Raw genomic sequence first — 15,833 nt, 5'->3', positions numbered from 1 at the left:
TGAAGACAGGAGAAGCCTCATGGTAGTCGCCGTGTACCCGGGTACCTTCGATCCATTGACGCGTGGTCACGAAGACCTCGTGCGGCGCGCGTCGAGCATTTTCGACACGCTGGTGGTGGGCGTCGCGGACAGCCGCAACAAGAAGCCGTTTTTCACGCTGGAGGAACGTCTCGACATCGCACACGAGGTGCTCGGCCACTATCCGAACGTGCAGGTGATGAGTTTCAAGGGACTGCTGAAAGACTTCGTCCGCAACAACAATGCGCGGGTGATCGTGCGCGGTCTGCGCGCGGTCTCGGACTTCGAGTACGAATTCCAGATGGCCGGTATGAATCGCTATCTGCTGCCCGACGTCGAAACGATGTTCATGACGCCGTCCGACCAGTATCAGTTCATCTCCGGAACGATCGTCCGCGAAATCGCGCAACTGGGCGGCGATGTCAGCAAGTTCGTTTTTCCGTCCGTCGAGAAGCGACTGCAGGAAAAGGTCGCCGCGCTCGAAAAGCAGCGTGGCGGCTGAGCTGCCCGGCGGCATAGTCGTAACCAGCGTAAACTGGCGGCTTGACGGAACGAAAGCCGGCTGTGTGCCGGCGTGAAGTGAGAGAAGTATGGCCTTGATGATTACCGACGAGTGCATCAACTGCGACGTCTGCGAGCCCGAGTGCCCGAACGACGCAATTTCGATGGGCGCGGAAATCTATGTGATCGACCCGGGCAAGTGCACCGAATGCGTCGGCCATTTCGATGAGCCGCAATGTCAGCAGGTGTGCCCGGTCGAGTGTATTCCTCGCGATCCGCAGCATGTCGAGACGCCGGATGGGTTGATGGCGAAGTATCACGCGTTGCTGGCGGCGAAGGCTTCGTAGCTGGTTCGGCCGGTGTGCCGCGTCGCGCTGGGCCGCCGTTATGCTGTTGCGATCGGATCGTTGCGCAATCGTTCAACCGCTCAATCGCGCGATTGCGTGAGCAAGCCGTTAAACGGCAAGCACGTCACGCAGTGCATCGAGCAGCGCTTCGCATTCAGCGTCGGTGCCGATCGAGATGCGTAGATGCTGATCGACACGCGGCAACTTGAAGTGCCGCACGAAAATTTCCCTTTCTTTGAGTTGCGCGGCGAGCGTCGCTGCGTCGTGCGCGCGATGCCGTGCGAGCACGAAGTTCGCAGCGGACGGCACGACCTCGAAGCCAAGCGTGCTCAATCCAGCTGATAGACGCGTGCGACTCGCGATCACCTTCGCACACGTGTCGCGAAACCATTCACCGTCTTCGTACGCGGCCGTCGCCGCAGCCTGCGCGAGCCGATCAAGCGGGTAGGAGTTGAAACTGTCCTTCACGCGATTCAGCGCATCGAGCAGCAGCGGATCGCCGAACGCAAGGCCGATGCGCATGCCCGCCAGTGAACGCGCCTTCGACACCGTCTGCACGACAAGCAACTGCGGATACAGGTCGATCAGCGACACCGCCGATTCCGCGCCGAAGTCGACATACGCTTCGTCGATCACCACGACCGATTCCGTATTCGCCGCGACGAACCGCTCGATCTCCGCGAGCGACAGCGGTCGTCCGGTAGGGGCATTGGGATTTGGAAACAGCACGCCGCCGTTGGGTATCGCGTAGCCGTCGAGGCGCAGCGTGAAGTCGGCATCGAGCGGCACCGTACGATACTCGACCTCATAGAGCCGTGCGTAGGTCGGATAGAAGCTGTAGGTGACGTCGGGGAACAGGATAGGGTGAGCATGCTTTAGCAACGCCTGAAACACGAGCGCCAGCACTTCGTCGGAACCATTGCCAGCGAACACCTGTTCAGGCCGAATGCCGTGGTGAGCGGCGACCGCTTCACGTAGCCTGCGTGCAGTCGCATCCGGATAGCGCCGCAGTGAATCGCCAGTCGCGCCGAGTTCTTCACGGATCGCGTCGAGTACACGAGGCGAGGGCGGATAGGGGTTTTCGTTGGCGTTCAGCTTGACCGGATGCGCAAGCGCAGGCTGCTCGCCCGGCGTATAAGGCGTCAGGCGGTGAACGATGTCACTCCAGTAACGGCTCAAACGAACCTCCCGCAAAAAGACTCACACATCCAAAACGGCAGAACGCGGTTAAGCGTTGCGATGCAACTGCATCATCGCGCGTTCTAACTCGCCTTTGATTATCTGCGGCATCACCGCGAGCCCGCGCTCGATCGATGCATCGATCACATCCTGCTCTTCCCGGCGCGGCGGCTTCAGCACGAAGTTCGCAACATCCGGCTTCGCGCCGGCGCGCGCGCTTTCGGGAATCAGATCGCGCGGATGGCCGATGCCGATACGCAAACGCCAGTACTGCTGCGTCGTCAGGTGTGAGGAGATGTCCTTGAGCCCGTTATGGCCGCCGCTACCACCACCGAGCTTCAGCTTCACGGTACCGGGTGGCAGATCGAGTTCGTCGTGGGCGACGAGAATCTCGTCAGGCAGGATCTTGAAGAAGTGCGCAAGCGCCACGACCGATTGCCCCGAGCGGTTCATGTACGTCTGCGGTTCCAGCAGATGCACCTCTTCGCCATGCAGCCGGGCCTTTGCATAGAAGCCGTGAAAACGCCGCTCGTCGCGCAGCGTCGTGCCGGCCTCGCGGGCGAGTTGATCGACCAGCCAGAAGCCGGCGTTGTGTCGCGTCGCGGTGTATTCCGCGCCCGGATTCCCGAGCCCGACGATCAGCTTGATCATGATGAAAGCATGAGCAAAAAAAGAGGCGAAAAAAAACCCGCCGGGGCGAACCTCGGCGGGTTACGTCGTCCGTTTCATGGAAACGGATCGAGAGGATCGCTAGCTTGTACTGGATCAGGCGGCGGGTGTTTCGCCTTCGCCTGCTGCAGCTGCGCTACCTGTAGCTGCGTCGTCCGAGACGGCGCCAGCCGGAATCGTCGCCGCGGCGATCACCGGGTTTTCTGCTTCAATGTGCGCAACGAGCGCGACACCCTTCGGCAGTGCGATGTCCTTCGCGTGCAGCGAATGACCGGCTTCGATTGTCGCCAGATCGACTTCGAGGAATTCAGGCAGATCGCCCGGCAGACACTCGATTTCGACTTCGTTCAGCACGTGCGAAATGACCGCGCCCGACAGCTTCACAGCCGGGTTGGTTTCCTGGTTCATGAAGTGCAGCGGCACCTTGGTGTGCAGCTTCTTCTTCGCGTCGACGCGCTGGAAATCCACGTGCAGCACGATCTGACGGAACGGGTGGTACTGCACATCGCGCAGCAGAACCTGTTGTTCCTTGCCAGCCACTTCCAGGTCGAGAATCGACGAGTGGAAGACTTCTTTCTTCAGCGCGTGCCACAGCGCGTTGTGATCGATCTCGATCAGTTCCGGTTCAGCACCAGCGCCATAAACGATACCCGGGGTCTTTCCCGTGTTACGCAGGCGGCGGCTCGCACCCGTACCATGCAGATTGCGCTCGAAAGCGACTACTTTCATGTTGTTTCTCCATTAGCTGCCCGCGACCAGGCAGTAAAACGGGGCCACTCGCCTTGCGGCTCGCGACCCCAAACTAAGCGGCATGAACCTTCGTCCGTTCATGCCGATTGTGCCGGCATGCAACGGGGAACCCGCTGCACACCTGCAAATGCTTTAACTCTCTGCGAACAGCGACATCACCGAGTCGCCGCGGCGAATCCGCGAGAACGTCTCGGCCAGCAGACCCGCGCTGGTCAGCGAGCGGATCTTCGCGCAAGAACGTGCTTCTTCGCCGAGCGGGATCGTGTCGGTGACGACCAGTTCGTCGAGCGCCGATGCGGCGATACGCTCGCCTGCGCCACCCGACAGCACCGGGTGCGTTGCGTACGCAAACACCTGCTTCGCCCCGCGTTCTTTCAGTACCTGCGCAGCCTTGCACAGCGTGCCGGCTGTATCGACCATGTCGTCCATGATCACGCAGGTCCGGCCGTCCACTTCACCGATGATGTTCATCACTTCGGCGATGTTCGCCTTCGGCCGACGCTTGTCGATGATCGCGAGATCGCAGTTAAGCTGCTTCGCCAGTGCCCGGGCACGCACCACACCGCCGACGTCCGGCGACACGACCAGCAGATCTTCGTAGTTCTGCTTGCGCAGATCGCCGAGCAGCACAGGCGTCGCGTAGATGTTGTCGACCGGGATGTCGAAGAAACCCTGAATCTGGTCAGCGTGCAGATCCATCGTGATGATCCGCTCGACACCCGCGATTTCCAGCATGTTCGCAACGACTTTCGCGGAGATCGCGACACGCGCCGAGCGCGGCCGGCGGTCCTGGCGGGCATAGCCGAAGTACGGAATGGCTGCGGTGATCCGGCCTGCGGATGCGCGCTTGAGCGCATCGACCATGATCATCAGTTCCATCAGGTTGTCGTTTGCCGGTGCGCAGGTGGACTGCAGCACGAAGACATCCTTGCCGCGGACGTTTTCCTGGATCTCGACCTGGATTTCGCCATCCGAAAACCGGCTGACCATCGCCTTGCCGAGTGGAATACCGAGGATTTTGACGACTTCCTGTGCAAGCTCGGGATTAGCGTTGCCAGTAAAAACCATCAGGCCGTCATGGCTGCTCATCGTGCACCTGTGTCAGGCTGGGGGCGAGGAAATGCGAGAATTTTTGGCAGGGGAGGAAGGACTCGAACCCTCGAATGCCGGAATCAAAATCCGGTGCCTTAACCAACTTGGCGACTCCCCTACACTAACTTTGAGCTTCGCCGGATGTGTAGGACTATCCGACGACGCAAAACTTTATGACGCGAAGTCAAAGAGTGGATGCGTATCCAGGCTTGTAGTGACTGCGCTGTTCCAGCCGGCTGGCAGTCTGGCTTGTGCCAGTTCTGCTTCGCGCTGATTCTGGAACGCTGCAAAGACACTAGCGCCCGATCCGGTCATCCGCGCGGGTGCGATGTTATCAAACCACCTGAGCACCTGCGCAACTTCCGCGTATTTTCCCACGACAACCGGTTGCATGTCATTTCGGCCGAAACTGTCGGGCCAACCTGTTTTGCAACTGTCTCGTGCAAGGAAGTCCGCAATTGTGAGGGGTTTTGAATCCCTTGTCAACGCTCTCTCGGAAAAAATCACCGCTGTCGGAACGTGTACTTGCGGGGTCACGACGAGGAAATAACGCGGCGGCAATTGTACCGCCTGTAAGGCTTCGCCGACACCCTCGGCGAACGCGTTTTTACCGAAGACGAAGAACGGGACATCCGCGCCCAGCTTGAGTGCGAGCGTCTGCAGTTCGGCGCGCGGCAGGTCGAGTTTCCAGAGACGGTTCAGGGCGAGCAGCGTCGTTGCCGCGTCGGAGCTGCCGCCGCCGAGCCCGGCACCCATCGGCAGGCGCTTGTCGATCTCGATGTCGACGCCTGCGCCGGTGCCCGTATGGGCTTTTAGCAGCGTGGCGGCGCGTACGGTCAGGTCGTGTTCGGCAGGGACGTCGGCGACGGCGGTGCGGCGCACGATCTGGCCGTCGGCGCGGTGCGTGAAGTGCAGCGTGTCGCCCCAGTCGAGCAACTGGAAGACGGTCTGCAGCGCGTGGTAGCCGTCCGGGCGCCGCCCGGTGATATGCAGGAACAGGTTCAGTTTCGCTGGTGCGAGGCAGTCGCGCAGCGAATCGGTCGTTTCGATCATGAGCGGGGTGAAATACGGGCGGTTACTGGTCCAGCACGAGCTTGATGGCGAGCGGCGGGTCCTGGCGGGCGAGATTGACGCGTTTTAGCCCGGTGGCCGGGGCGTCCGCGTAGGCCACGTAATCGATGGTCCAGCCGTCCTGCTCGATTTCCTTGAGCCGCGTGGGCTGTTCCGGGTCCGGGACAGTGGTGGCGTGCGACGTTGGCGCGACGGACGGCTGCAGCCAGTAGCGCAGCCCTTCGACCGGCAGCGCGAAGCCGATCGCGTTCTGCATCAGTGTGGAGACGTTATCGGCGGTGAGCGGCTGGCGATTCGGCAGCTCGAGCGACGCCGAAGCCGGCGACGAAGTGATGATCGCCAGCGTCTGGCCGAGCGGACTGCGCAACTGCACGGTGACGGTGTCGCCGGTTTCCTGCCAGTCGAAATTGCCGTACGCGTTGCGCTGCTGGCCGTTCTGGTCGTCGTACTGAACGGCGAAGCGGCCGTGATAGGCGCGGGTGGTCTGCGTCGAGAGCGCGGTGGCCGCGTTCGACGTGGACGGTCCCCGCGGCTGCACCGACGCGCAGCCCGACAGCGCAACGACGGCCGCCGCGCAGAGCGCGAGGCCGAACGAAGCGCGGCGCGGCGGTTGAAGAAAGGCCGGCATCAGAGATTGTTCACCTGAAGGCGTTTGAGTGTATTCACGAGTGTGTCGTTGTCCGGCTCGAGCTTTAGGGCTTCGCGCCATGCGGCACGCGCCTGATCCTGAGCGCCGGTCTGCCACAGTACCTCGCCGAGATGCGCGCCGATTTCCGCATTCGGCTGCAGATCGTAAGCCTTGCGCAGCAGCTTGATTGCAGTGGCGGTGTCGCCGAGGCGGTACTTCACCCAGCCGACGCTGTCCATGATGAACGCGTCGTCAGGTGCGAGCGCCGACGCTTTCTCCACCAGCCTGTCTGCTTCCGGCAGACGCTGATTGCGATCGGCAAGCGAATAGCCGAGCGCGTTATACGCCTGCGGGTTGTCCGGCTGCGAGCGGATCAGCTTGCGCAACTGGCCTTCCATCACCTCGTAGTGGCCGTTCTTTTCGGCGGCCATGGCGTAGTCGTAGGTCAGATCGGGATCGTCCGGGAAATCGGCGGTGGCCTGGGCGAGTCGCGTCTCGGCTTCCGGGTAGCGTTTCGTATCGAACAGGATCGCCGCATCGGTACGCGCGAGCAGCGCCTGGTCGCGCGGGTCCGTCGCCTGGACGCCGGCGAGCAGCTTGCGCGCATCGTCCGGTTTGCCTTCTTTTTCCAGCAGCTGCGCGCGCGTGACCTGCGCAGGGAAGTACTGCTGGCTGGCCGGCGAAATCTTGTCGAGCCAGCCGCTCGCTGCCGCGTCGTTCTTCTGCTCGAGCGAGAGTTGCGCGAGATAGATGTACGCCTGGCCCGCATCCGCGCCCGGCGTCGCTTCGGCTTTCTGCGCATACTGCGTCAGATACGTCTGGGCTTCGGCGGGTTGCTTCTGCTGGATCTTGATGAGGCCGAGCGCCATCAACGGCGTGAGGTCGTTCGGATTGTCCTTGTGCATGATCTCGAACTGCTTTTGCGCGTCGTCGAGACGATTGCTTGCCAGGTAGACCTGGGCGAGCGCGAGGCGCGCATCATGCGACTTCGGATTCTGCTGGACGTACTTTTCGATCGACGCGGTGCCTTCCTTGCGCTCGTCCGGACCCATCTGCGTCAGCGTCAGTGCGGCCGGCAGATAGTCGGGCTTGAGCGCGAGGGCCTGTTCGAGCGATTTGCGCGCGCCCGGTGCGTCGTCCGCGACGAGTTGCTGGCGAGCGATAGCCAGCTGCGCTTCGGGCCGGTTCAGATCGTTTTTGAGCAGATCCTGCAGCACATGCAGACCGCCGACACGATTCGGTCCGCGCGACAGCAGCAGTTGCAACGCGAGGATGCCGTTGCCGCGATTGTCGGCCGGAATCTTCGCGAGTTCGCGGGCCAGTAGTGGCTCGGCGTCGTCGGGCTTGCCGGACAGCACGAGCAGCGATGCGTCGAGCTGGGCCGCACGTTCCGAGCTGGGCGCGTATTGTTGCCACAACTGCGCGGCGGTAAGCGCATCGGACGGGCTCTGGGCGGCCAGCGCAATTTCGGTCGCGCGTTGCGCCATGCGCGGGTCGTGCGTGTCGCGCGCCAGCGCGAGATAGGTCTGATAGGCCGGCGCCGGCTGGTTCCGCTGTAACGCGACTTCGGCTGCGAGCACCTGGAAGACGATCTGGCTATTCAGCGCGATGCTCGGCAGATCCTTCGCTTCGTCGGACGTTTGCGGACCGAGCGCGTCGGGCAGCGTCACCGATGAGTCGTCGGAATCCGGCGACGGATCCTGCGCGTGCGCGGGCAGCGCGACAAGCGTCCAGGCAGCGAGTACGGCGGCGCCGAGAAGCCGGCGCGGGGAGACGGCGTGCGGCAGATGCGAAGCGCGCGCGGCGCGCTTCATCGAAAGCAGCTTCACGAAGGACAGGTTCATGGAAATCCGTTCAATGTTTCGGACGATTGTAACGCGCTCGCTACAATACGCGCACAACCACTCACGCAAGTTGCAGACCAGTTAGACATGCCAGAGTTGCCAGAAGTTGAAGTTACCCGTCGAGGAATCGAACCCTATGTGGCCGGCCGCCGCGTCGAACGCGTCGACGTGCGCACGCCCGCGCTGCGCTGGCCAATCCCGGCGGGACTCGCCGCGACCTTGCGCGGCCGCATCGTCCACAAGGTCGAGCGGCGCGGCAAATACCTGCTGTTCGAAGTCGACGACGGCTGGTTCATCGTGCATCTCGGCATGACCGGCACGCTGCGGGTCATGCGCAATATGCCGCACCCGCCCGCCGCCGCGAAGCACGATCACATCGACTGGATTTTCGACGAGTTCATTTTGCGCTATCGCGATCCGCGCCGCTTCGGAGCCGTACTGTGGCACGCGCGCGCCGACGGCGATGTGCTCGGCCATCCTTTGCTGGCGGGGCTCGGCATCGAGCCGTTCGCCTCGGCGTTTAACGGTGCGCTGATGCATCGCGAGACGCGCGGGCGCAAGGTGTCTATCAAACAGGTGCTGCTGGCCGGCGAGGTGGTCGTGGGCGTGGGGAATATTTACGCTTCCGAAAGCCTCTTTCGCGCCGGTATCCGCCCGACTACGCCCGCCGGCCGCATCTCGCTGGTGCGTTACGGTTTGCTTGCGGATGCGGTGCGCGTGACGCTCGCGGCCGCGATCGAAAAGGGCGGTAGCACGTTGCGCGATTTCGTCGGTAGCGACGGCGAGAGCGGTTACTTCCAGCTCGACTATTTCGTCTATGATCGCGCGGGGCTGCCATGCCGTGTCTGCGGAACGCCGATCAAACAGATCGTGCAGGGGCAGCGTTCCACCTACTACTGCCCGACCTGCCAGCGCTAGGCGCTCACTATCCATGTACGTTTCGTCCTCTTCGCGACGCGCTTCGTCTGCCGCCGCCGATGCTTCCGGCAATGCCGCGGTTTTGCCCGCACCGGCGGTGCGTGCCGGTTTTGCCGCGCGCCTGATTGCCTGGCAGCGCCAGCACGGTCGTCATGACCTGCCCTGGCAAAACACGCGCGATCCCTATCGCATCTGGTTGTCGGAAATCATGTTGCAGCAGACGCAGGTGTCGACGGTGATTCCGTATTACGCGCGTTTTCTCGCGCGTTTTCCGGACGTCGCCGCACTTGCCGCTGCACCGCTCGACGATGTGATGGCGTTGTGGGCCGGGCTCGGCTACTACTCGCGTGCGCGCAATCTGCATCGCTGTGCGCAGGCGGTCGTCGAGCTGCATGGCGGCGCGTTTCCTGCATCGGTGGAAGCGCTCGCGGAATTGCCCGGTATCGGTCGTTCGACGGCGGCGGCGATCGCATCGTTTGCATTCGGTGCGCGGGCAACGATTCTCGACGGCAACGTGAAGCGGGTGTTGGCGCGTGTGTTCGGTGTCGAAGGATTTCCTGGCGAGAAGCGCGTCGAGAACGCGATGTGGACGCTCGCCGAATCGCTGTTGCCATCGAGTACCAATGACGCAGACGTAAGCGCCTATACGCAGGGTTTGATGGATCTCGGCGCGACGTTATGCGTGCGCGGCAAACCTGAATGCGGACGGTGTCCGTTCGCAGCCGATTGCGTCGCGAATGCAACAGGACGTCAGCGCGAGTTGCCCGCCGCGCGTCCGAAGAAAACCGTGCCGACACGACGCACATGGATGCTGGTGCTGTGCGACGGCGATGCCGTGATGCTGGAGAAGCGTCCGCCATCGGGTATCTGGGGCGGACTGTGGAGCCTGCCCGAAGCCGCCGATGAAACCGCGCTCGCCGAGCGCGCGCATGCATTCGGCGCGAACGGCGGTGTGTCGCCGCTCGCGCCGCTTACGCACACGTTCACGCATTTCAAGCTCGACATCGAGCCGCGCATTGCGGAACTGGGGCGTGGCACTAGCGCTACCGTTACCGCGGGCGATGCAGAAACCGCGTGGGTCTCGCTGCGCGATATCGATGCGTACGGTGTGCCCGCGCCGGTTCGCAAGCTGCTCGATGGCTTGCAGGGATCGCTGCTGTAACACGCGGCGCGAAGTGCGAGATTAAAGCAACTGATGCTGCTGCATGTAGTGATGAACCACGTCGATACGCGCTCCCGCATCCTGCAGTTCCATCAGCTTTTGTCGTGCGCGCAGCGCGATCGGCAGCACTTCGGCCAGACGGTTCGACACCCACGATGGATCTTCGAGTCTGAACGGTTCTGCGAACGGCAGGCTGTCGGCATCGCGTTCGCGGATTGTCGCGATGATGCGTTCAAGCACTTCCGCGCACGCGCCGAATTTCGCGAGCTGTTCGTTTCCTTCCAGCGGCATATCGTCGCCGAGCGGCTCGGCCATGCCGACCAGCAAACCGCCCGCTTCCACGCGATGCGACAGCAACCGGAAGCGCCGCGTACCGCGCGCGCGGATCAGCAACACGCCGACGGTTTCGACATCACACTGCGAGATTTCAGCGAGGCAACCGACCGCTTCAGGTACCGACGGTTCATCGGGCTTCGCGACTTCGCCGCCGCTTTTCAGCAGACACACGCCGAACGGCGTTTTGGCGCGCAGACAGTCGCGCGCCATGTCCATATAACGCGCTTCGAAAATCTTGAGAGGCAGCAGCCCATCGGGGAACAGCACCGTATGCAGCGGAAAGAGCGGCAAGTCGGCAAGCACGGCAGGGGTAGGCATGGCGCAACGCTTCGGTTAGGGCCGCGCGATACGGCCGGTTAAGCGATCAGCTTCGACGATTCGCCGACATCGATCGGCGCGTCCCTGTGCCGCACGATTACGTTTGCCGCTTTCGCGAGACGCGCGGCGAGCGTCTGCGCGATGAACACCGAACGGTGCTGTCCACCGGTGCACCCGATGGCGACCGTGAGGTAACTGCGATTGTCGTCGCGGAAATGCGGCAACCACTTCACGAGAAACGCTTCGATGTCGTCGATCATCTCGTGCACGACCGGCAACGCGTCGAGAAAATCGATGACCGGTTTGTCGAGACCCGTGAGTGGACGCAGCTCGCGGTCGTAATACGGATTGGGCAGCGTACGTACGTCGAAGACGAAATCGGCATCGAGCGGCACGCCGCGTTTGAAGCCAAACGATTCGAACGTGAGCGCAAGGCCGTTGCGTTCCTGTTCGACGAAGCGCTTGACCCATGCGCGAAGTGCGTTAGCGCGCAGGTTGCTCGTATCGATCTGATGACCGAACTCGGCGAGACCCGCGACCAGTTCGCGTTCGCGCTCGATTGCTTCGCCGAGCGACGTGAGCAGACCGACGTCGGCGTCGTGCGCGGTCGAGCCCGACAGCGGATGGCGGCGACGCGTTTCGGAAAAGCGCTGAATGAGCGACTGCGTGCTGGCGTTGAGGAACAGCACGCGAACATCGTGTTCGCGGGCGAGATCGCGGATGATGGCGGGCATTTCGTCGAGCGACGCGCTGGAGCGCGCATCGATGGCGACGGCAAGTTTGTCTTGCCGGTCGTCGGCGAGGTAAGCCGCGAGTTCGGGCAGGAAACGCGGCGGCAGGTTGTCGACGCAGTAATAGCCCGCGTCTTCGAGCGCGTTCAGTGCAACCGATTTGCCGGAGCCGGAAATACCGGTGATCAGGATAATGCGCATGGAGTCGTGAAATCCGTTCGTTTCATCATAGCATCAGCTCTCCGCGCCGGTACCCCGCAGAAGCCCGTCAGATCAGCTTGCCGGGGAACTGGCTGTCCGGGTCCTGCATCGCGAGACGCTGACGATCCATGAAGTCGCGCAGCGTATCGATACCGCGCAGTTGCAGGATCGTATTGCGCACTGCCGCTTCCACCAGCACCGCCAGGTTGCGGCCTGCCGCGACCTGAATCGTGACCTTGCTGATCGGCAGGCCGAGCACATCGACGGTCTGGCTTTCCAGCGGCAAACGCTGGAATTCGCCGTCCGGACGCCGGACCAGTTGAACGATCAACTTCAGCTTCATTTTGCGGCGCACCGCGGTTTCCCCGAAGATCGTCTTGATGTCGAGCAAACCAAGGCCACGCACTTCGAGCAGGTTCTGCAGCAGCGGCGGGCAGCGACCTTCGACGAAATCCGGCCCGAGGCGCACGAAATCGACCGCATCGTCGGCGACGAGGCCATGGCCACGGCTGATCAGTTCGAGACCGAGTTCGCTCTTGCCGAGACCGGAGTCGCCGGTCAACAGCACGCCCATCCCGAGAATGTCGAGGAATACGCCGTGCAACGTGGCGCGCGGCGCGAGAATCCGCGACATGTAGAGTCGCAGACTATCGATCACCGCCGCCGGCGACATCGGCGTCGTAAACAGCGGCGTGGAAGAGCGCGTGCAGCGCAGCACCAGTTCCGGCGGCGCGGCAACACCGCCGGCGACGACGAGGAACGGGGGTTCCAGCGCGATCAGTTCGGCCATATGGCGCGACCGGTCTTCTTCGCTCTGGCGCTGGTAGTAGTTGGTTTCGGCATCACCAAGTACCTGGATCCGGTTCGGGTGGATCAGGTTCAAGTGGCCGACGAGGTCGGCGCTCGAGGTCGCGGTGGTGACCGTTTCAGCGGAAAAACCGCGTTCCCAGCCTTCATGCCCCGTCAGCCAGCTGAGTTTCAGCATGGCGGCGTTGTCGTCGAAGATGCTTTGGGCGTTGATGCTGGACGTGTCCATGAGTCCGTGACTCCAGTGGGGGCCGTGGCGGCTGCTAGCTTCGTGCAGCCCCGCCGCGTTAGCGCGGCGATTCCGGCCAGACTGCGCCGGGTGCGGCAAGAAGCGTCGCCCGCGTGACTGCGGGCTGCCAATAATGCATCAAGGTTGCCACTGAGTCAGCAACTGGTGCAATGCCTCGCGGTTTTCTTCGGTATGCAGGCGTTCGCGTGTGCCGCGATCGGATAGCAATTGAGCGATCTCCGAGAGAATCTCGAGATGCTGCTGGGTGGCCTGTTCCGGCACCAGCAGGAAGATCAGCAGCGATACCGGCTGGCCGTCCGGCGATTCGAACGGGATGGGTTCGGCGAGGCGCACGAACGCCGCCAGCGGCTGCTTCAGACCCTTGATCCGGCCGTGCGGAATCGCGACGCCTTCGCCGAGTCCGGTCGACCCGAGGCGCTCGCGCGCGAACAGATTGTCAGTGACCGTGCTGCGGGCGATACCGTTCTGGTTTTCGAAAATCAGGCCCGCTTGCTCGAAGACGCGTTTCTTGCTGGTGACGGTGAGGCCGAGGACGACGTTCTCGAGGGGAAGAAATTTGGCTAAACGATTCATGTTGGCAGGCGAAAACGTGGCCTGGATTCTCCTCGCTGTGGCATTTGAGTGGCGTTCTGCGCCCGACGCAGGCTCGCAATGACGTGCGATTGGGCCTGAAGGCGCGGAACTCCGGCTGAGCGACCCCGACATAGTACGACCGGAAGTAACCGGGACATTATAGAACAGGGTTGCTGTAGATGGTGCGGCGCGCAATCGTTGCTGTGCATAGCGAGAACGCCTGTGGAAGGCCTTGATAAAGCGGCCGCGGAATCAAAAAACCGCCCTTGCGGGCGGTCTCTTCCGGGGTGAGGTAAACCCTCTAATCTTGCCTGTTATTGCGGCGGCACATCGATTTGCGGCGCCAGCGGCTGATACTTGATCGCGTCATGCTGGTGGCCTTGCAGGCGGTCTTTGTGCTGTACCACCTTGCGGTCGAGCTTATCGATCATCAGATCGATCGCAGCGTACAGATCGCCGTTCGCGCTCTCGACAAAAATATCCTTGCCCTTCAGATGCAGGTTGATTTCAACCTTCTGTCTCTTGTCCTTTTCCTTATGATTGTCGACCGAGAGGACCACACTGCCGTCGATCACCTGATCGAAGTGCCGTAGCACCCTATCCAGTTTGGTGATCACATATTCTCGCAACGCAGGCGTTACTTCGAGATGGTGTCCACTGATCTTCAGATTCATAGTGCTTCTCCAAGCTAGTGGCCGCTTGTCCGCATGTTGCGGGAGCGCTGGTCGATCTGTCGCCCGTTTCGTCGTCCCCGATGACTGACTGCTAACGGGTCCTATCGGCCAACCTGCTCCGCATACAGCGGGGCGGCCGGAAAATGCCCGCCACACCACGCAGCAGGCTACAGAGACTTGCGCAGATTCACCGCTGGAATTCGGAGCGCTTCGCGGTACTTCGCGACGGTACGCCGTGCGACCACGAAACCCTGCTCTGCCAGCAGTTCGGCTATGCGGCTGTCTGAAAGAGGAGATTTCGGGTTTTCCGCTCCTATCAGTTGCTTGATGAGTGCGCGAATGGCCGTTGAAGAGGCCGCGCCCCCGGTGTCGGTCGAAACGTGCGATCCGAAGAAGTACTTAAATTCAAGCGTCCCAAACGGGGTAAGCATGTACTTGCCGGTTGTTACACGCGAAACCGTCGACTCGTGTAACCCCAGCGTATCAGCTATTTCCCGCAAAACCAAGGGGCGCATGGCAATTTCGCCGTGCACAAAAAAATTCTTCTGACGTTCGACAATAGCCTGCGCAACCCGCAGGATCGTCTCGAAACGCTGCTGAATATTTTTGATCAGCCAGCGCGCTTCCTGCAGTTGCTGGCGCAGTGAACCGCTGCCAGGATCGCTGCGGTTATTGCGCAGGATGTTCGCATACAGATGATTGATACGCAGTTTCGGCACGACTTCAGGATTCAGTTCGGCCTGCCATCCTTGTGCGGTTTTGCGCACCATGATGTCGGGCACCACGTAATCCGCTTCGGCCTTGCCATACGCTGCACCGGGGAACGGTTCGAGCGAACGGATCAGTGCGTGAGCGTCGCGCAGGTCGTCGTCGTTGGCCTTCAACTGCTTGCGCAGCCGCGTGAAATCGCGAGCGGCCAGCAACTCCAGGTGATGCGCGACGATATCGATTGCAAGTGTGCGGATCGGTGTCGCAACGAGTCGAACTAGTTGCAGGCGCAAGCATTCCGATGCCGACCGCGCGCCGACTCCGGCGGGATCGAAACTGTGCAGCAACGCGAGCGCTGCATTCAGTTCGTCGACATCGACTTCGAGTTCTTCGGGTAGATCGGTCAGTATTTCTTCGAACGTCGCGGTCAGATAACCGTCGTCGTCGAGCGATTCGATGAGGAACGTAACGAGCGCGCGATCGCGTGGACTTGCCTGCGTAACGCGCAATTGCGCCATCAGATGATCGCGCAGCGAAGTGCTCGATTCGTGGATTTGGAGCGGCGGCAGGTCGTCGTCGTCGGATGCGTTGCCCGAGCGGCCGTAATCGTCGAGATTCCACTGGCTCGCGTCGGAATTGCTGTCGTTGCTGAGACCGTTGTATTCGTCGACGCCGCGTGGTTCGCCATCGTCGCTACGCTCGCTCGATGAAGTGGACGAGGTCGATGACGAAGGGCCGTTCATCGATTCCGGTGCCGATGTGCTCTGCGTCTGCGTGATCAGCGAACCATCTGCCGCGACGCGCAACGGACTGGCAATCCAGTCGTCCTCGTTCTCGAGCAACGGATTCTGCGCGATGGCCATTGCCACCTCCTGCTGCAATTCGAGCGTCGACAGCTGCAGCAGCCGGATGGACTGTTGCAGTTGAGGTGTCAGCGCAAGATGCTGCGACAGGCGGAGTTGGAGGCTGGCTTTCATGGCAATGTGAGATTCATTGTAAAGAGTTTGCCACGACCGCGATACCTTGCGACATTCGCGAAAACGCGTGTGCCCGGTT

Annotated in this window: 17 protein-coding genes and 1 tRNA gene; 4 read left to right on the top strand and 14 right to left on the bottom strand. The window is 61.9% G+C overall.

All coding sequences use genetic code 11. From position 1 onward, the window contains the following. Positions 1-19 precede the first annotated feature (19 nt). Complete coding sequence (coaD, locus tag M0D65_RS03435; RefSeq protein ID WP_266251091.1) at positions 20-520, top strand: pantetheine-phosphate adenylyltransferase; 501 nt, start codon at positions 20-22, stop codon at positions 518-520. An 88-nt stretch (positions 521-608) separates the two neighbouring features. Further along, complete coding sequence (locus M0D65_RS03430) at positions 609-866, top strand: YfhL family 4Fe-4S dicluster ferredoxin (protein ID WP_091009651.1); 258 nt, start codon at positions 609-611, stop codon at positions 864-866. A 108-nt stretch (positions 867-974) separates the two neighbouring features. Here M0D65_RS03430 and hisC read toward each other — a convergent pair whose 3' ends face one another. The 8 genes from hisC to M0D65_RS03390 form a co-directional block, all read right to left on the bottom strand. Continuing rightward, positions 975-2,045, bottom strand: a complete 1,071-nt coding sequence (gene hisC, locus M0D65_RS03425; protein ID WP_266251089.1) for a histidinol-phosphate transaminase — start codon at positions 2,043-2,045, stop codon at positions 975-977. A 48-nt stretch (positions 2,046-2,093) separates the two neighbouring features. After that, positions 2,094-2,696: an aminoacyl-tRNA hydrolase gene (gene pth / locus M0D65_RS03420; RefSeq protein ID WP_091009657.1), complete on the bottom strand. Its 603-nt coding sequence runs from the start codon at positions 2,694-2,696 to the stop codon at positions 2,094-2,096. 114 nt (positions 2,697-2,810) lie between these two features. Next, entirely contained in the window at positions 2,811-3,443 is a 633-nt protein-coding gene (locus M0D65_RS03415) for a 50S ribosomal protein L25/general stress protein Ctc (RefSeq protein ID WP_091009660.1), read from the bottom strand. 153 nt (positions 3,444-3,596) lie between these two features. Beyond that, positions 3,597-4,553: a ribose-phosphate pyrophosphokinase gene (locus tag M0D65_RS03410; RefSeq protein WP_091009663.1), complete on the bottom strand. Its 957-nt coding sequence runs from the start codon at positions 4,551-4,553 to the stop codon at positions 3,597-3,599. Between the two features lie 44 nt (positions 4,554-4,597). Further along, a tRNA-Gln gene (locus tag M0D65_RS03405) sits at positions 4,598-4,674 on the bottom strand. A gap of 53 nt (positions 4,675-4,727) precedes the next feature. Continuing rightward, on the bottom strand, positions 4,728-5,609 hold the full coding sequence (gene ispE, locus M0D65_RS03400) for a 4-(cytidine 5'-diphospho)-2-C-methyl-D-erythritol kinase (protein WP_266251086.1): 882 nt from the start codon (positions 5,607-5,609) through the stop codon (positions 4,728-4,730). 22 nt (positions 5,610-5,631) lie between these two features. After that, positions 5,632-6,255 carry a lipoprotein insertase outer membrane protein LolB gene (gene lolB, locus M0D65_RS03395; protein WP_266251084.1) on the bottom strand — a complete coding sequence of 208 codons (624 nt, stop codon included), beginning with the start codon at positions 6,253-6,255 and terminating at the stop codon, positions 5,632-5,634. Then, entirely contained in the window at positions 6,255-8,099 is a 1,845-nt protein-coding gene (locus M0D65_RS03390) for a tetratricopeptide repeat protein (RefSeq protein ID WP_266251082.1), read from the bottom strand. The genes lolB and M0D65_RS03390 overlap by 1 nt, the downstream gene beginning before the upstream one ends. A gap of 87 nt (positions 8,100-8,186) precedes the next feature. Here M0D65_RS03390 and mutM point away from each other — a divergent pair, with 87 nt between their 5' ends. Continuing rightward, positions 8,187-9,017, top strand: a complete 831-nt coding sequence (gene mutM, locus M0D65_RS03385) for a bifunctional DNA-formamidopyrimidine glycosylase/DNA-(apurinic or apyrimidinic site) lyase (protein ID WP_091009675.1) — start codon at positions 8,187-8,189, stop codon at positions 9,015-9,017. Positions 9,018-9,030: 13 nt separating this feature from the next. Then, positions 9,031-10,179: an A/G-specific adenine glycosylase gene (mutY, locus tag M0D65_RS03380; RefSeq protein WP_266251080.1), complete on the top strand. Its 1,149-nt coding sequence runs from the start codon at positions 9,031-9,033 to the stop codon at positions 10,177-10,179. A 21-nt stretch (positions 10,180-10,200) separates the two neighbouring features. On the opposite strand, the gene M0D65_RS03375 is transcribed toward mutY, so the two are convergent. The 6 genes from M0D65_RS03375 to M0D65_RS03350 all read right to left on the bottom strand — a co-directional run bounded on the left by M0D65_RS03375 (position 10,201) and on the right by M0D65_RS03350 (position 15,754). Beyond that, positions 10,201-10,833, bottom strand: a complete 633-nt coding sequence (locus M0D65_RS03375; RefSeq protein ID WP_266251078.1) for an LON peptidase substrate-binding domain-containing protein — start codon at positions 10,831-10,833, stop codon at positions 10,201-10,203. A 38-nt stretch (positions 10,834-10,871) separates the two neighbouring features. After that, on the bottom strand, positions 10,872-11,765 hold the full coding sequence (rapZ, locus tag M0D65_RS03370; RefSeq protein WP_266251077.1) for an RNase adapter RapZ: 894 nt from the start codon (positions 11,763-11,765) through the stop codon (positions 10,872-10,874). A gap of 67 nt (positions 11,766-11,832) precedes the next feature. Beyond that, on the bottom strand, positions 11,833-12,801 hold the full coding sequence (hprK, locus tag M0D65_RS03365) for an HPr(Ser) kinase/phosphatase (RefSeq protein WP_091009686.1): 969 nt from the start codon (positions 12,799-12,801) through the stop codon (positions 11,833-11,835). 138 nt (positions 12,802-12,939) lie between these two features. After that, on the bottom strand, positions 12,940-13,395 hold the full coding sequence (ptsN, locus tag M0D65_RS03360) for a PTS IIA-like nitrogen regulatory protein PtsN (RefSeq protein ID WP_091009688.1): 456 nt from the start codon (positions 13,393-13,395) through the stop codon (positions 12,940-12,942). A 314-nt stretch (positions 13,396-13,709) separates the two neighbouring features. Then, positions 13,710-14,069 carry a ribosome-associated translation inhibitor RaiA gene (gene raiA / locus M0D65_RS03355; RefSeq protein WP_091009691.1) on the bottom strand — a complete coding sequence of 120 codons (360 nt, stop codon included), beginning with the start codon at positions 14,067-14,069 and terminating at the stop codon, positions 13,710-13,712. Positions 14,070-14,236: 167 nt separating this feature from the next. Continuing rightward, positions 14,237-15,754 (bottom strand): RNA polymerase factor sigma-54, encoded by a 1,518-nt coding sequence (locus tag M0D65_RS03350; protein WP_091009694.1) that lies wholly within the window; start codon positions 15,752-15,754, stop codon positions 14,237-14,239. Positions 15,755-15,833: the final 79 nt, after the last annotated feature.

Source organism: Paraburkholderia sp. CHISQ3 (assembly GCF_030464945.1).
GTDB lineage: Bacteria > Pseudomonadota > Gammaproteobacteria > Burkholderiales > Burkholderiaceae > Paraburkholderia > Paraburkholderia megapolitana.
The sequence above is the reverse complement of the archived record's forward strand: the minus strand, read 5'-3'. Positions and strand labels throughout refer to the sequence as shown.

Bases quoted from the DNA above. Each gene is read 5' to 3' on its own strand.
- M0D65_RS03350 (WP_091009694.1), bottom strand. From the start codon at position 15,754: ATGAAAGCCAGCCTCCAACTCCGCCTGTCGCAGCATCTTGCGCTGACA.
- M0D65_RS03390 (WP_266251082.1), bottom strand. From the start codon at position 8,099: ATGAACCTGTCCTTCGTGAAGCTGCTTTCGATGAAGCGCGCCGCGCGC.
- M0D65_RS03415 (WP_091009660.1), bottom strand. From the start codon at position 3,443: ATGAAAGTAGTCGCTTTCGAGCGCAATCTGCATGGTACGGGTGCGAGC.
- M0D65_RS03375 (WP_266251078.1), bottom strand. From the start codon at position 10,833: ATGCCTACCCCTGCCGTGCTTGCCGACTTGCCGCTCTTTCCGCTGCAT.
- raiA (WP_091009691.1), bottom strand. From the start codon at position 14,069: ATGAATCTGAAGATCAGTGGACACCATCTCGAAGTAACGCCTGCGTTG.
- rapZ (WP_266251077.1), bottom strand. From the start codon at position 11,765: ATGCGCATTATCCTGATCACCGGTATTTCCGGCTCCGGCAAATCGGTT.
- ptsN (WP_091009688.1), bottom strand. From the start codon at position 13,395: ATGAATCGTTTAGCCAAATTTCTTCCCCTCGAGAACGTCGTCCTCGGC.
- M0D65_RS03430 (WP_091009651.1), top strand. From the start codon at position 609: ATGGCCTTGATGATTACCGACGAGTGCATCAACTGCGACGTCTGCGAG.
- coaD (WP_266251091.1), top strand. From the start codon at position 20: ATGGTAGTCGCCGTGTACCCGGGTACCTTCGATCCATTGACGCGTGGT.
- pth (WP_091009657.1), bottom strand. From the start codon at position 2,696: ATGATCAAGCTGATCGTCGGGCTCGGGAATCCGGGCGCGGAATACACC.
- ispE (WP_266251086.1), bottom strand. From the start codon at position 5,609: ATGATCGAAACGACCGATTCGCTGCGCGACTGCCTCGCACCAGCGAAA.
- mutY (WP_266251080.1), top strand. From the start codon at position 9,031: ATGTACGTTTCGTCCTCTTCGCGACGCGCTTCGTCTGCCGCCGCCGAT.
- hprK (WP_091009686.1), bottom strand. From the start codon at position 12,801: ATGGACACGTCCAGCATCAACGCCCAAAGCATCTTCGACGACAACGCC.
- lolB (WP_266251084.1), bottom strand. From the start codon at position 6,255: ATGCCGGCCTTTCTTCAACCGCCGCGCCGCGCTTCGTTCGGCCTCGCG.
- M0D65_RS03410 (WP_091009663.1), bottom strand. From the start codon at position 4,553: ATGAGCAGCCATGACGGCCTGATGGTTTTTACTGGCAACGCTAATCCC.
- mutM (WP_091009675.1), top strand. From the start codon at position 8,187: ATGCCAGAGTTGCCAGAAGTTGAAGTTACCCGTCGAGGAATCGAACCC.